The sequence below is a fragment of the Nitrospira sp. CR1.1 genome (genome assembly GCA_014055465.1).
Lineage (GTDB): Bacteria > Nitrospirota > Nitrospiria > Nitrospirales > Nitrospiraceae > Nitrospira_A.
The window spans coordinates 458,118-471,219 of record WIAF01000003.1; the positions used below are offsets into that span (position 1 = coordinate 458,118).

Sequence of the window (13,102 nt, forward strand, 5' to 3'; positions counted from 1 at the left end):
GGAGCGGATGATGCGGTCGTCTTCTGGAACTAGCCAAAGTCAGTATACCGCAGGGGGCGGGAGACGCCGAATACTTCTCGTGATTTCGCCGGCCACCGCCCATGAGGTTTGAGGGAGGTACACCGGCGCTCCGGGAATGCAGCCTATCGCCGATAAATCGGCGGCTCGCCGGGGGGACGGCTCTTGAACCGGCGGTGCTGCCAGAAATATTGTTCCGGCACGCGGCGGACAGCCCCTTCGATCAACCGGTTGATGCGGGTGGCATCGTCCATCATTTCGCCGGATGGAAAATGATCCAGGGCTTCCCCCACTTCGATGTCATAACCGGATCCATCGGCTCGCCGGTAGTAAAAGCAGGGGACGACCGCCGCGCCGCTGACCTTCGCCAGGCGGGATGTCGCGGTCAGGGAAGAGGCCGGCACGCCGAAAAACGGGGCAAAGACGCTGCGCTTCGATCCGGCATCGATATCGGGAGCGTACCAGACCACCTGGTTCCTGGCCAACGCGCGCAGGATCCCTCGCATATCCCGATGTTGGATCAACTCCGAATAGTATCGACTCCGGCACCGGTTCGCGACCATATCCGCCACGACATCATTCTGCGGTCGATACACGATGGCCACCGGCTGCTCCATGGCCATGAACCGGCCGGCCAGTTCAGCCGCATGCAAATGCGCCCCGCAGAGCAGGACGCCTCGCCCCCGGCGAAGCGCCTCGCGGATATGCTCCAGCCCCTTGATCGTGCACTCGCAATGCGCCCGCGGATCTTTCGCCCACCAGGCCATCGCGATTTCCAGCACCCCCATTCCCATGGACTCGAACGAGTGCAGGGCGACCCTGTTACGCTCCTCGGACGACTGCTCCGGGAAACACAGTGCCAAATTCACGCGGACGATGTCGCGGCGCTTGGTGAGCAGTCCGTGTAAAATGCGCCCGCACCGGCGGCCGAATGCGAGTTGCAAACGATAGGGAAGCCAGGACAGCAGCCAAAACAGAGCAATGCCCACCCACGTCGGCCAATACACCGGATGATAGACGCTACGTGCCTGATGCCGCTTATGTTTTGCCTGAGTGCTGGACATGGCCAAACGGGTCAGCCATTGTAGGGAAACGGAGCGAGGAGCGCAATCTCGAACGATGCGTGGAAACGGAGGGCGAGGTAGACACCCGCGGCTTCCGGAGAGCGGGCCCGACGTGAAACGCGGCGAATCCTCCTCCAAGCAGGCTCTACCGGTCTGGATGAACGGCGCACCGCCCCGGCTCGTCAGGAGGCCGGTTTCGTGGACAGGGTGATGAACTTTCGCAAACGCATTTCAGCGACCGGCGACAAATCGACGAATTCCAGGCCATAGACTTGCTCTCGCTCCCAGCGCACCGTGGCTTCCTCGACCGTCATCGGCGAGACCTGATTGGGCAGGGAAAGGCTGACCGATACTCGATCGCCGCGCTGGATCACGGTTTCGCTCATCACCTTCGCTCCTCGCATCGACACATCAAAGACGACACCGATTCCATCACCGCCGCGACCGAGCCACTTAGCCAAACCCAACCGAGAAAACGAACAGGCAAACGGCGCCGGCACGCGCAACCGCGGATGCTGACGCAAGTCGACGGAGAATTGTTCCTGTCCCGTAGTGCCGCTCATACGTACCCTCCCGTATGGATTACGGCCACTGTACCGCACTCGCGACGCCTCGAAAAATAAAATATCGAAATCAACCGGCGGTAATGATACGGATTGGCGCGACCAATCTGGGACAGCCAACCGGGCGGTTCAGGTCTCCGCCCGGTGATCCTGCCGCGCAATGGTCACGGCCGATGCTTTCCCCGTTGCTGCATCATGTCGGCGCACGTAGGGCTCAGCTCCTGCGAATGTTCCCTCAAGCACTGCATAATCCGTCCTTCGCCCGCTTTTACCCCCGCGCACAATTTTTTCACATCTTCGGCGCAGGCCTTCCTTCCGTGACGCCCCCCACGCCCTTCCCCTTCCGGCCCCTTCCCGCCGCTGCCGGATGAATCGGGAGACATCGCCGGCTGTTCCTGACCGGAGGACGCTGGCGGATCCGATCCGGCCCTGGCCGGTTCATGCAGCCCCGACAGACCGATCACGAAACACATCCCGAGCACCATCGCCGTCGCCTTTCGCAAAGCGCCGCACGCAGTAGGCATAGATTCCCCCTTCTCTGTTGATGCCGTTGTCCGACCCCGGACAACAGATGGCCCCACAGTGGAGCCCCCTTCTACCGCACACTTCATTCAACGCGGTTACCGGTAGGCGGTTGACGACTGTCAGCGGCGGAGTTGACCTGCAGAGCCCCGCTCACACTCTTGTCGGGAGTCGGATAGGCCCTTGCGAAAAACCTTCCGCTTGACTATTGTAGCGGGATGCAACAAATTTCTCCGACCCGGATTCCGGTGGATGTTGTCCACCGCGTTCACCATAAGTTCTGGACCTACCTCCTATTCTGGTCGATCGTCGCAGGTTCGGTGATTGGCGTTCCAGCCTATGGAGTGTTCTACGGATATTCCTGGCTGGATTGGACGATGTTTGCCGTGCTGTATCTGGTCACCGGCCTTGGCATCACCGTGGGATACCACCGGCTATTGACGCATCGCAGCTTCGAATGTCCCGATTGGGTGAAAGCCTGCCTGCTGGTCGCCGGTGGCTGGGCCCTGCAGAATTCCGGTGCGAAATGGACGGCTGATCATTTGCGTCACCATGCGCATTGTGACGATCCGGCTGATCCATACAATGCTAAGCGTGGATTCTGGTATAGCCACTGCGGCTGGCTGCTCGATCCGGTTCCGTGCAACGATGAACGATTCGGCTCACGCGTCATGCAGGACCCGGTGGCAATGTGGCAACACCGCAATTATGCGGTAATCGTTCTCATCGGCCTCGCCCTGCCTTTTGTCGTGGGCTTCCTCCATAACGGATGGCAGGGTGGAATCGGAGGATTTATGCTGGCCGGCGTCGGACGGACCTTTGCCGTCCTGAATTCCACCTTCTGCATCAATTCAGTCTGCCACATATGGGGCGAGCAACCCTATGGCACGTCCGATTCAAGCCGCAACTCTTGGCTGGTTTCCTTGCTCACTTTCGGCGAGGGGTATCATAATTACCACCACACCTACCCGAGCGATTATCGTAACGGGCCGCTCTGGTACAATTTTGATCCGTCGAAGTGGCTGATCTATACCTTATCGAAGCTAGGGCTGGCCTCATCACTCCGGACAGCGTCCCCCGGTAACTGAACGCCTTGCAGCCGCCCTGAGTGGAGGGAGCTATTGCGGCTGAGGATTATTTTTCTCGCCCCGGTCAAACTGATAGCAATCCCCCTCACTCATCTGCTAGGATGAAGCGTGATCTTATGACGGGCCGCATAAGAATCACGGTTTCGAATGGCTCATCACCGATATTGTTTGTTACCGAGAAGTTGATCGGAAGTCAGACCCAAGTCGCCCCTACCACCGCGCCTTCGGCCCGCTCATTCCCCTCATATCCTTGTTCTCGTGTCGCCGACAATGTCACTTTTCAAAAGGAGAGACCCCTATGGGTAACAAATTGTATGTCGGCGGACTGCCGTATGCTGCCACTGAATCGCAACTGAGCAACTTGTTCTCCGCTCACGGCACCGTTGAATCGGCGCGTGTGATCACGGACAAGTTCACGGGGCAATCACGCGGCTTCGGCTTCGTGGAAATGTCCACGGCGGAAGAGGCGAAGGCGGCCATCACCGCATTAAACGGCTCGGACATGGATGGCCGGCAACTCACTGTCAATGAAGCGAAGCCCCAAGAGCCTCGCTCAGGTGGCGGCGGGGGCGGACGGTTCGGCGGCGGTGAAAACCGCGGCGGACGCAACCGCTTCTAAGATACGGCGAGAGTCGTCTCGGCTGCACAGGGGCGCTTCATCCGAAGCGCCCCTGTGTGTTTGCGCAGTAAGCCTCACTGTTCATCAGGCCGGCCCCGTAATGTTTTAAGCTGCCCTCGTTTGGATTTATCCTCCAGCCGTCTTTTCTTCGACCCTTTTGTCGGTTTGGTCGGTCGACGCGGTATCCGCGGAATCGCCGCCTGTTGAATCAATTCCACGAGACGCTCCAAAGCCAGCGCACGGTTCCGCTCCTGGCTCCGCGAGTCCTGCGCCTTGATGATAAGAATCCCCTCACGCGACACGCGATGATCCCGTAACTCCAACAACCGCTCCTTGTAAAACGGGGGAAGGGAAGAGGCCCGTATATCGAACCGGAGATGAATTGCGGACGAGACCTTATTCACATGTTGTCCGCCGGCGCCTTGCGCCCGCACAGCCGTCAATTCGATTTCCTCATCCGGAATCGACACATGTGTTGAAATGGCCACCATATCATCCTCTCCATCCGCAGATTGGGAAAACGTACCCGTATGCCGGCGAGGGAGTCAATCGAACACAGCCGGGAAGACACAGATCTCTGCTCATCGCGCATCTGGCTGCAAGAACAGGTTACGGTACGGAGGCGTTCCCCTTTTAATCATCTGACAGGTTTGCGCTCCCGAGCGTACCGTGCAGACCACAGCATTCCATACACGCAATCAGTGGACGGAACGCCTCTTGCCGATCCTGCGGCTTCCCTGCTTGTTTCTCGCCACCGCCTTGGAGCTGCATGCGCCTTCCCTTCTCCGCGCCATGCTGGTTGCGGAACGAGGAAACGAACTGGCCCTGAATGCCGCGGCCGTCGCTGACACTGTTGTTGATCGCGTCCTGTTCGAGCAGTATGACGATACCAGTTGTTCGCCAACGACTGTCCCCTCCTCAACGGCGCGTCCAAGGCGAGAACGGCCCGGCTCCTGCGATACCACACACTCTACCGGTATTACTCCTGGCTGGGAGTCACCGATGCCAGTGGAACGATTGTCGCCGCCACCAACGCGCGCCCTCCGCTGGGCGCGCCGGCAATCAATCGCGCAGCTTTCGATGCGGTGCGGCGATCAGGAACTACTCGCGTTGAACCGGTGTCCACTTCTGTCTAGGCACTGGCCTTCCTCCGGCGGCACCGATCGTACACTGCGGCGCCCCGGGCGCACCTCTTTGTGCCGGATCTGTACCCACCGAGAAAAGAGCGGCCACGAGGTCCTCGCCAGTCTCAATGCAGGGGACAGCGTGAAACAAATGCCGGGGGTTGTGTGGGCACTTCTTAGGATGAACAGGACGTACTCAACGTCTATAATGACTATGACACCCACTGCGGCTCGAAGCCAGACGACCTGGATCAGTTCCTCCAGGTGATACGATCCGTCGAAGACGTTTGGATGGAGCTCGTAGTGTTGCCAGCACCTGACAAGCAGGGAGTGGCATGAATATCCGCCCTATCCATGTTTTGTTGATTGAAGACAATCCGGGCGACATTCGCCTGGTGCGTGAATCCTTGGGACAAACACGGGACGGGCAATTCACGCTCACGCACGTCGACCGTCTCGATGCGGGCATCCGCTGTCTGAACGAGGCCCTGATCGATGTCATTCTCCTGGATCTCTCCCTGCCCGACAGTCAAAGCATCGAGACCCTGCTCAGGATGCATGCCGCGGCGCGTGGGATTCCGATCGTGCTGATGACCGAGCTGGAGGATGAAGAGTTAGGTCTGCACCTCATTCAGGCTGGAGCGCAAGATTATCTGATTAAGGGACAGACCTCGGCGCCCCTTCTCGCGCGCGCGTTACGGTATGCCGTCGGCCGCAACCGGCTTGAAGAAGAACTGCGCGAACAGACACGGTTTCTCCAATCGGTCCTCAATGGCATGGCCGACGGGGTGGTGATGGCCGATGAAACCGGCACGTTTCGAGTCTGGAACCCCGCCGCAGAGCACATCCTGGGAAGCGGTCATGCCCATAAGACAGTCGGCCGATGGTCCGACGATTTCTCCATGTTTCTCCCCGACCGGATGACACCCTACCCGCCGGAAGACATTCCCCTGGCACGGGCCATCCGGGGAGAATCCGTGACCGGCGCAACCATCTTTCTCAAACGCGGGACTCAGCGTGACGCCCTATGGCTTGACGTGTCTGCCCGGCCATTGCGGGATGAGATGGGACTGATCAAGGGCGGGGTGATGGTGTTTCGCGACATCAGCGAAACCACACGCACCGACGAAGCGCTGAGGGACAGCGAGGCCCGCTTCCGCGCGATCATGGACAATAGCCCTGCCCTGATTTTCCTCAAAGATCGCGAAGGACGATATCTCCAGGCGAACCGGCAATTTGAAACCATTTTCCATCTGGCGCAGAAAGATCTTGTCGGAAAAACCGACGACGAAATCTTTCCGCCCGCCCAGGCCGCGGCATTTCGCGAAAATGACCTGAAGGTGTTCGAGGCCGACGCCCCCATGCGATTTGAAGAATCGGCGCTCCATGACGATGGCCCCCACACCAGCATTGTGGTGAAATTCCCCCTGCGCAATGCTGCAGGCCGCTGTTACGCGCTCTGCGGAATCGCCACCGACATTACCGATAAGCAACGGGCGGAGGAAATCCAGCATCACCTCGACAAGGATCGCCTCCTCCTGCTGGAATCCACCGGTGAAGGAATTTATGGCCTCGACCGACAGGGCCGATGCACCTTTATTAATTCAACGGCCTCGCGCATACTCGGGTACCCGCCCAATGAACTCCTCGGCCAGGACATGCATGAGCGCATCCATCATTCGTTACACGACGGCGCGACACACCCCCGGACGCGCTGCCATATCCATGAAACGCTTGCGGATGGGAAAGGCCGCAAGGTCGATGATGAAGTGTATTGGCGCAGGGACGGGACCTCATTTCCCGTCCAATACTCCTCCTTCCCGGTCATAGAACAGAGACTCGTCACCGGGGCCGTGGTCGTCTTTCTTGACATTACCGACCGCAAACGGGCTGAGCAGCAACTGACCGCGTCGCATGACCAGCTCAGAATGCTGACCGCCCGCCTGGAATCGGTGCGGGAGGAGGAACGGATTCTTATCGCGCGCGAAATCCATGACGAACTGGGCCAGGCGTTGACCGGCGTGAAGCTTGAACTCTCCCTGTTGCGCGACCAGCTCCCTGATCTGGCCCCTGCGTTGCAGCATCGCCTGGAATCGATCTCCGGGCTCGTCGACGCCACAATCCAGTCAGTCCGAAGGATTGCCACGGATCTGCGCCCCATCGTGCTGGACCAGCTGGGCCTCATTCCGGCAATCGAATGGCAAACGCAGGAATTTCAATCACGCACCGGGATTCAATGTCGACTCGACATTTACCTTCGGTCCGCGCAGCTCTCGCAAACCGCATCGACCGCCATGTTCAGAATTTTTCAGGAGATCCTCACCAATGTGGTGCGCCATGCGAAAGCCTCTGTTGTCAAGATCACCCTTCAGGAGCAGGCCGGCGGGCTTATGCTTGAAGTACACGACAACGGGCGCGGCATCACCGAATCCGAGCTGGCCGATCCTCAGTCCCTGGGCTTGGTCGGAATGCGAGAACGCGCCTTACTGCTCGGCGGCAATATCACCTTCGTAGGCAATGCCGAATCGGGAACCATCGTGCGAGTCAGAATTCCTCTTGAGCACCCGCCCCAAGGCTGACGCGGGGAGCTGACGCGTGCCGCAATGACCGGTCCACCTTGGGCCAGACGCAACGCAGGGAGCACTTTGTGACTAAAATTCTGGTCGTGGATGATCACGCGGTCGTTCGGCAAGGCGTCAAACAAATTCTCAACGAGCAGTTTCAGGGCGTCGTGATCGGCGAAGCTCGGAACGCGGAGGAAATGATGGACCGGCTACGGAAGTTCGCCTGGGACATCGTGATCCTCGACGTCGGCATGCCGGGAAAGAGCGGCCTCGACGCTATAAAGGACCTCAAGCAGGTCTGTCCGAAACTTCCAGTCCTTGTGCTTAGCGCCTATCCCGAAGATCAGCTGGCCAGGAGAATGCTCAAAGCGGGAGCCGCCGGGTACCTCACCAAAGACAGCGCCCCGAACGAATTGGTGCACGCCCTCAGGAAGATCCTGGGAGGCGGAAAATTTGTGAGCGCCTCCATGGCTGAGTTACTCGTCGCCAACCTCAATGAGGATGCCGAAAAACCTCTGCACGAACTGCTCTCTGACCGCGAGTACCAGGTCATGTGTTTAATCGCGGTCGGCAAAAGCCTCAAGGAGATTGCGGATGACCTTTGCGTGGGAATCAGCACCATCAATACCTATCGCGCGCGCATCCTCGAAAAAATGCAGTTCAAGAACAACACCGAATTGACGCATTACGCCATCGACCATCGCCTTATCAACCGTCTCGTCTCCTGAGTCCGGTCGGCCGGCGTTCCTGCCCCTGGCAAGTTCGTAGCATAAACGGCGACACGCGCAACTCCACAAACGGCGACGCGCATTTTACGCAAAGGGCGATGGTGCGCCTCGCTCCCACGGGGTACACCTAGCACTGTCGCGTCACTGAGGTTCCTTGAGTCGCTTCGAAAAGCGGAGCGTCGGAGGCTGAACATCGGAACCATCCGACTCTTCCTGACGGTAATGCAGTTCATCACAAGGACCCACGGCATGACCACCCTTGCCGGCATCGAAGGGCTGATCACGCGAGAGCGCACCCGGCGCGGAGCCGGCGCCATGGAACTCTTGGCGCAGCGGGTTCACCTCTGTCCCTGGAATCAGATCTTCATGGCGAGCGACATCCGTTCACGGAGAGGCGCGACCGTTCTCCACTCCCTGCGTCGCTTCCCATACATGGTGTCCCTCTCTAGCACGGGTTCGAAAGCCGTTTGCCAGGTCGCCTCCATCACAGCTGCGGAAGGAATTCTCTGGAAGAGCTGCAATTGACCGGGTGATGCACAAGGAGGACCGTCGATGAATCCCACGATGCCCCATGCCAAACAACCGGGAAGATCGCGAGTCATGATTGTCGATGCCGAGCTGCAGTTCGGGCTCAAACTTGCCGATTGCCTGGCTACGAGCGGGTACCACGCGGTTCTCGTGCGAGACCTTGAGTCCACACTGGCGCAACTCGGCGAAATCCAGCCGGAGGCCATTCTTCTCAGTCAGGATTCCAGGGATTCACGTCGAGACACCCTTGGGGTTGATGCGCTCCGCACCGTCACTGCGCTCTGCCCGCAGGCCCCCGTTCTGGCGCTCACCCACCCTCAGCCTCGAACCATGAGCAGAATCTCCCAATCCATCGACACTCTCCCCGCAGGATCCACGAATCCGCCTCTGGAGCATTCTGTAGAAGAGGTGCTCCTGGCGACGCTCGGGATACCCTGCGTCCGACTTCATTGAGGCAACATTCCTAGGACACCACATCAGCAGCCGACCCGTATTCGGCAAGGAAAGGAGTGGTTACCATGACAGACCATAATGCACAGGCACCTGCGGCTGGCGACCCCATACGAGCCATTTCCCGAGGAGGGACAAGCCGATCGATACCAAAACGAAAGGATCGTGTCCTGTCATCCCCTCAGGCCAAGGCCTCGGATTCAGCCGGCGACATCAGAACAAGGATTGAAAAGCTGGCCTATGCGCTCTATCAGCAACGAGGACAACAGGACGGATATGACTGTGAAGATTGGCTGGAAGCCGAACGGATGGTACGGGCGGCATCCGCCCCTCAACACCGGGAAGGCTCTGGTCACTCCGGGATCCCATCACTTCATCGCGCCTGAACCGGCAGCTGAGCAATGCACCGACTATCTCGAGGAGAAGATCATGACGCTGTGTCCCGCGACTCATTGCGGCCATGTAATGGAAGCTGATATTCGTGGCGGGTATGACGCATGCATCGGTCTTGAATGCCTGTATTGTCCCCACTGCGGACATCGCGGCCTGAAAGCCCGAAACGGAGCGCAACTGCTCTTCACGGGACAGCATGAATACCTGTTCAGCTACGGCCCCTCCCTATCTCATCTCAAAGTGGTCCTCTCGACGGTCGCCATCAATTTGTTTCAAACCCAGGGGATGCCTCCGGCCCAACTGGCCGCTCATGTGGCAGACTGGGCACTCCTTATGGGACAGGTCTGCGGCACGGTGCGCTTCTCCGGCGACCTCGTCCATTCGAGTTGTTATGAATATTGCCGGCGCGAGGCGACGAAAAGCCCCGCCGTGTCCTCACTATAGATAAGGTCCTCACTCCCATGGACTCCTCCATGAGCGGCCTGCAGTCAAGCTCTGCCCTGATTTCGGTGGCGATTGTCAGTCACAACCACCTTGTGCGCATCGGGCTTCAAGCCGCGCTGGCCGGGCAGCAACATATGCGGCTAATAGGGGAATCCGCCAGCGTGCGGGACGCGGAAACCCTCGTGACTCGAGAGCGCCCTCAGGTGCTCGTCATTGATACGGAAAGCGACATCGATGTCAGAGAACTCATCCGAACGGTGAAGACATCCGTCCCGGCGACACGACTCATTTTCCTCAGCAGCATTGAGGACACTCCTCACAATCTAGGATCAATCTCATCCGAGATAGACGGCATCGTCCTGACCATCCAGCCGGCAGCGGTATTGTTGGCCACCATCAACCACGTCTGCGGCCTCACGGCAGCAACGTCCATGTACGAACATCGCGCGCGCAGCCGACCGGGGGGAACAGAATCCGCCACCGGCCACGATCCCACACACTGCTTGTCGACGAAATATCCTGCTGCTTCCTTAACCGGTCGTGAAGAGGAGATCCTCTTTTCAGTCGGCCAAGGGCTCTCCAACCGGGATATTGCCGAGCGTCTGCGCATTTCCAGCATCACCGTACGCCATCACCTCACGAGCATTTTCGGGAAGCTTGACGTGAACAACCGCCAGCAGCTTCTGTTGCGGGCGTATGAGTGCGGTTTCCTGAAGCTCAGGGCGCACCAGTAGCCCACGCGCAGCACAGTATTGGTATGCGAATCAGCCGGCCCTTGGAGGGCTTCTGTGAATCATGAATTTGTGGCCAGGCCGCTGGGTACCTGATGGCAGCCGACGGAATGCGGCAGATGACCGCAGAGGGACAGGGGAAAGTCTCACGGAAGGCTCAGGCGACAACCGCTTTCTGTTTGAGGAATTCCATCAGGTCTGAGAAGGAACCTTCGCGAAGGATGCGGGAAAACTGCGCGTGGTAGGTCGCGACAATGCTGGCACCGTCGATGCTGACGTCATTGACGAGCCAGCGTCCGGACCGCTGCACCACGGAAAACTCGATCCTGGTATCGACCTCCCTGCCGGCCGGCGCAACCAGTACCTGCGTTCCTGCGCCATCGCCTTGTTCGGAGAGATAGGCTACCTGGGGGACAGAATAATCGCGTAGCTTATCGGCCAAATCATCTCGCAGGACCTGCACGAAGAGCCGAGTGAACTGCTTGCGGTCGGCAATGGTCGTCTTCTCGCTTCCCTCACCCAATGCGCGCTCAGCCATTTCTTCATAATTGAACGAACGACGCACCACCTGCTCGATTTCCCACTGCCGCTGAGCGGATCGACTGGTCTCCTTGAGTTCGGTCAGCAGGTAGAGCAGATCTTTCATCGTGACCTGCACTGCCTCGGTGGGGGTCTGGGCTGCCCGGCTAAGGCTTGGCGCCAGCATGGTCACAAGACAGAATACCCAGCACCCGACAGCAACTGGCGAACGCCTCTGCATCACACCGACACGTCCGTTTCCCATACCCCACCTTTCCGTCCCGGGACTCCATCCATCAGATATGGTACTGACCCGGAAAACCAGGCGTCAAGCACGTGGATTTACTGGCATCTGACCAGCGGCCGGTCGAACACAATCTCTCCGCACGGGCTGAGCATGACGTTTTCAGAAATTCTCTTTTCCCCGCGGCCACACCTTCGGTATACTCGCGCCATGCCCACTCGACGACTGTCGCTCCTCCTGCTGAGCCTCGCCGCCCCGACGCTGTTTTCCGGCTGTGAAACCACCGACCACATGCTCGGCGCCGCCGAACGGGCTGTCGGGAGCACGACGGGAAGAACGGTGCTCGGCATCGTCGGCGGCAAGGATCCGGCCGACATCGCCCGGCAACGCGTCGAAAGCTATGGACGGGACCCTCAGGCGCTGCTGAGAGATCTGCGGGCAATGCAACGTGACTTTCAGGCCTTGATGGCGGCTCTGACCGGAGAGGTCGGAAAGAAATGGGGCACCAAGGAAGTCAAACTTCCCGAGCAGAAAAAGTACGTGAAATACACCCAGAACTACCGCAGCCGGGCGATTGTGGACTTCGACGCCGGAAACATCCTGATCGAGACGCTTGACGAGAAAGACCCTCGTGCGAGCTTGAAAAATGCCGTCGTCACCACACTCCTGACTCCTAACGACCCGCGCAGCGTCGACCTGTTTTCGGATAAGGAAATCACCCTGACCGGCGAGAAGGAGCCGTACCTCCTAGGCCTGGTACTGAATCAGGCCGGCAAGCCGGTACGTACGCCGACGGAGGCGGAACAGTTTGCAGACTTGCTCCTGGCCAAGAGCACCACAACCCGCACCGTCGAGCAGGAGAACGGCCCCAAAACGGCCCATGCGGTCCAGATTCCTATGGTGACCAACTTTGCCCACAAGCAGGCCGAAAAATATCGCGCCGTGGTCGGCCAGTTTGCGGAGCGGTACAAAATCAGTCCGAGTCTCGTCTTCGCCATTATACGGACCGAGAGCAACTTCAATCCCTTCGCCGTTAGCTCGGCACCCGCCTACGGGTTGATGCAACTGGTCCCCACTAGCGGAGGCCGGGATGCGTATCGCAAAGCGAAAGGCGAAGACAAAGCCCCTTCACGGGATTACCTCTTCGATCCGGACAATAACATCGAGTTGGGCACGGCCTATCTCAACGTGTTGACCTATTCTCAGTTAACCGACGTGACGGATCTGGTCTCCCGGGAATATTGCGTCATTTCGGCCTATAACACCGGCGCCGGCAACGTGTTCAAAACCTTTTCCAAAGACCAGCGCACCGCCGTGCAGCAGATTAACGGCCTTCAGCCGTCGACGCTCTATGACCGGCTTCGCAGCGGACTCCCCTATCAGGAAACTCGCGACTATCTTGCCAAAGTCGTCGGGTTTCGCAAACAGTTCGTCAGCGTCGGCGAGACCGGCGCCCCATAACCGCGCGCCGGTTCCACCAACTTGCCGCAATAGCCGAATTCT

At 59.0% G+C, this 13,102-nt stretch carries 16 protein-coding genes; 11 read left to right on the top strand and 5 right to left on the bottom strand.

Going from position 1 to position 13,102, the window contains the following annotated elements; genetic code table 11:
* Window positions 1-143 precede the first annotated feature (143 nt).
* From lpxL to GDA65_08875, 3 genes are all read right to left on the bottom strand, one after another.
* Window positions 144-1,082 carry an LpxL/LpxP family Kdo(2)-lipid IV(A) lauroyl/palmitoleoyl acyltransferase gene (gene lpxL / locus GDA65_08865; GenBank protein ID MBA5862805.1) on the bottom strand — a complete coding sequence of 313 codons (939 nt, stop codon included), beginning with the start codon at window positions 1,080-1,082 and terminating at the stop codon, window positions 144-146.
* A gap of 182 nt (window positions 1,083-1,264) precedes the next feature.
* Window positions 1,265-1,645 carry a hypothetical protein gene (locus tag GDA65_08870; protein MBA5862806.1) on the bottom strand — a complete coding sequence of 127 codons (381 nt, stop codon included), beginning with the start codon at window positions 1,643-1,645 and terminating at the stop codon, window positions 1,265-1,267.
* 164 nt (window positions 1,646-1,809) lie between these two features.
* Window positions 1,810-2,256 carry a hypothetical protein gene (locus tag GDA65_08875; protein ID MBA5862807.1) on the bottom strand — a complete coding sequence of 149 codons (447 nt, stop codon included), beginning with the start codon at window positions 2,254-2,256 and terminating at the stop codon, window positions 1,810-1,812.
* A 129-nt stretch (window positions 2,257-2,385) separates the two neighbouring features.
* Between GDA65_08875 and GDA65_08880 the strand changes: the two genes are divergently transcribed.
* Together GDA65_08880 and GDA65_08885 are read left to right on the top strand one after the other, a co-directional pair.
* Window positions 2,386-3,255 carry an acyl-CoA desaturase gene (locus GDA65_08880; protein ID MBA5862808.1) on the top strand — a complete coding sequence of 290 codons (870 nt, stop codon included), beginning with the start codon at window positions 2,386-2,388 and terminating at the stop codon, window positions 3,253-3,255.
* A gap of 298 nt (window positions 3,256-3,553) precedes the next feature.
* Window positions 3,554-3,874, top strand: a complete 321-nt coding sequence (locus tag GDA65_08885) for an RNA-binding protein (GenBank protein ID MBA5862809.1) — start codon at window positions 3,554-3,556, stop codon at window positions 3,872-3,874.
* Between the two features lie 74 nt (window positions 3,875-3,948).
* Here GDA65_08885 and GDA65_08890 read toward each other — a convergent pair whose 3' ends face one another.
* Window positions 3,949-4,365, bottom strand: coding sequence for an aminoacyl-tRNA hydrolase (locus GDA65_08890; protein MBA5862810.1), 417 nt, complete (start codon window positions 4,363-4,365; stop codon window positions 3,949-3,951).
* A 402-nt stretch (window positions 4,366-4,767) separates the two neighbouring features.
* On the opposite strand from GDA65_08890, the gene GDA65_08895 reads away from it, so the two are divergent.
* From GDA65_08895 to GDA65_08930, 8 genes are all read left to right on the top strand, one after another.
* On the top strand, window positions 4,768-5,010 hold the full coding sequence (locus GDA65_08895; protein MBA5862811.1) for a hypothetical protein: 243 nt from the start codon (window positions 4,768-4,770) through the stop codon (window positions 5,008-5,010).
* 323 nt (window positions 5,011-5,333) lie between these two features.
* Window positions 5,334-7,577 carry a PAS domain S-box protein gene (locus tag GDA65_08900; protein MBA5862812.1) on the top strand — a complete coding sequence of 748 codons (2,244 nt, stop codon included), beginning with the start codon at window positions 5,334-5,336 and terminating at the stop codon, window positions 7,575-7,577.
* Window positions 7,578-7,645: 68 nt separating this feature from the next.
* Entirely contained in the window at window positions 7,646-8,290 is a 645-nt protein-coding gene (locus GDA65_08905) for a response regulator (protein ID MBA5862813.1), read from the top strand.
* Between the two features lie 249 nt (window positions 8,291-8,539).
* Entirely contained in the window at window positions 8,540-8,815 is a 276-nt protein-coding gene (locus tag GDA65_08910; protein ID MBA5862814.1) for a hypothetical protein, read from the top strand.
* A gap of 27 nt (window positions 8,816-8,842) precedes the next feature.
* Window positions 8,843-9,271: a hypothetical protein gene (locus GDA65_08915; GenBank protein ID MBA5862815.1), complete on the top strand. Its 429-nt coding sequence runs from the start codon at window positions 8,843-8,845 to the stop codon at window positions 9,269-9,271.
* A gap of 65 nt (window positions 9,272-9,336) precedes the next feature.
* Window positions 9,337-9,654, top strand: a complete 318-nt coding sequence (locus GDA65_08920) for a DUF2934 domain-containing protein (protein ID MBA5862816.1) — start codon at window positions 9,337-9,339, stop codon at window positions 9,652-9,654.
* Window positions 9,655-9,697: 43 nt separating this feature from the next.
* Window positions 9,698-10,105 (top strand): hypothetical protein, encoded by a 408-nt coding sequence (locus GDA65_08925; GenBank protein ID MBA5862817.1) that lies wholly within the window; start codon window positions 9,698-9,700, stop codon window positions 10,103-10,105.
* Between the two features lie 17 nt (window positions 10,106-10,122).
* Window positions 10,123-10,839, top strand: a complete 717-nt coding sequence (locus GDA65_08930; protein ID MBA5862818.1) for a hypothetical protein — start codon at window positions 10,123-10,125, stop codon at window positions 10,837-10,839.
* 154 nt (window positions 10,840-10,993) lie between these two features.
* On the opposite strand, the gene GDA65_08935 is transcribed toward GDA65_08930, so the two are convergent.
* Window positions 10,994-11,620, bottom strand: coding sequence for a hypothetical protein (locus GDA65_08935; GenBank protein MBA5862819.1), 627 nt, complete (start codon window positions 11,618-11,620; stop codon window positions 10,994-10,996).
* Between the two features lie 132 nt (window positions 11,621-11,752).
* On the opposite strand from GDA65_08935, the gene GDA65_08940 reads away from it, so the two are divergent.
* Window positions 11,753-13,060 carry a DUF3393 domain-containing protein gene (locus GDA65_08940; GenBank protein MBA5862820.1) on the top strand — a complete coding sequence of 436 codons (1,308 nt, stop codon included), beginning with the start codon at window positions 11,753-11,755 and terminating at the stop codon, window positions 13,058-13,060.
* The last annotated feature ends 42 nt before the right edge of the window (window positions 13,061-13,102 follow it).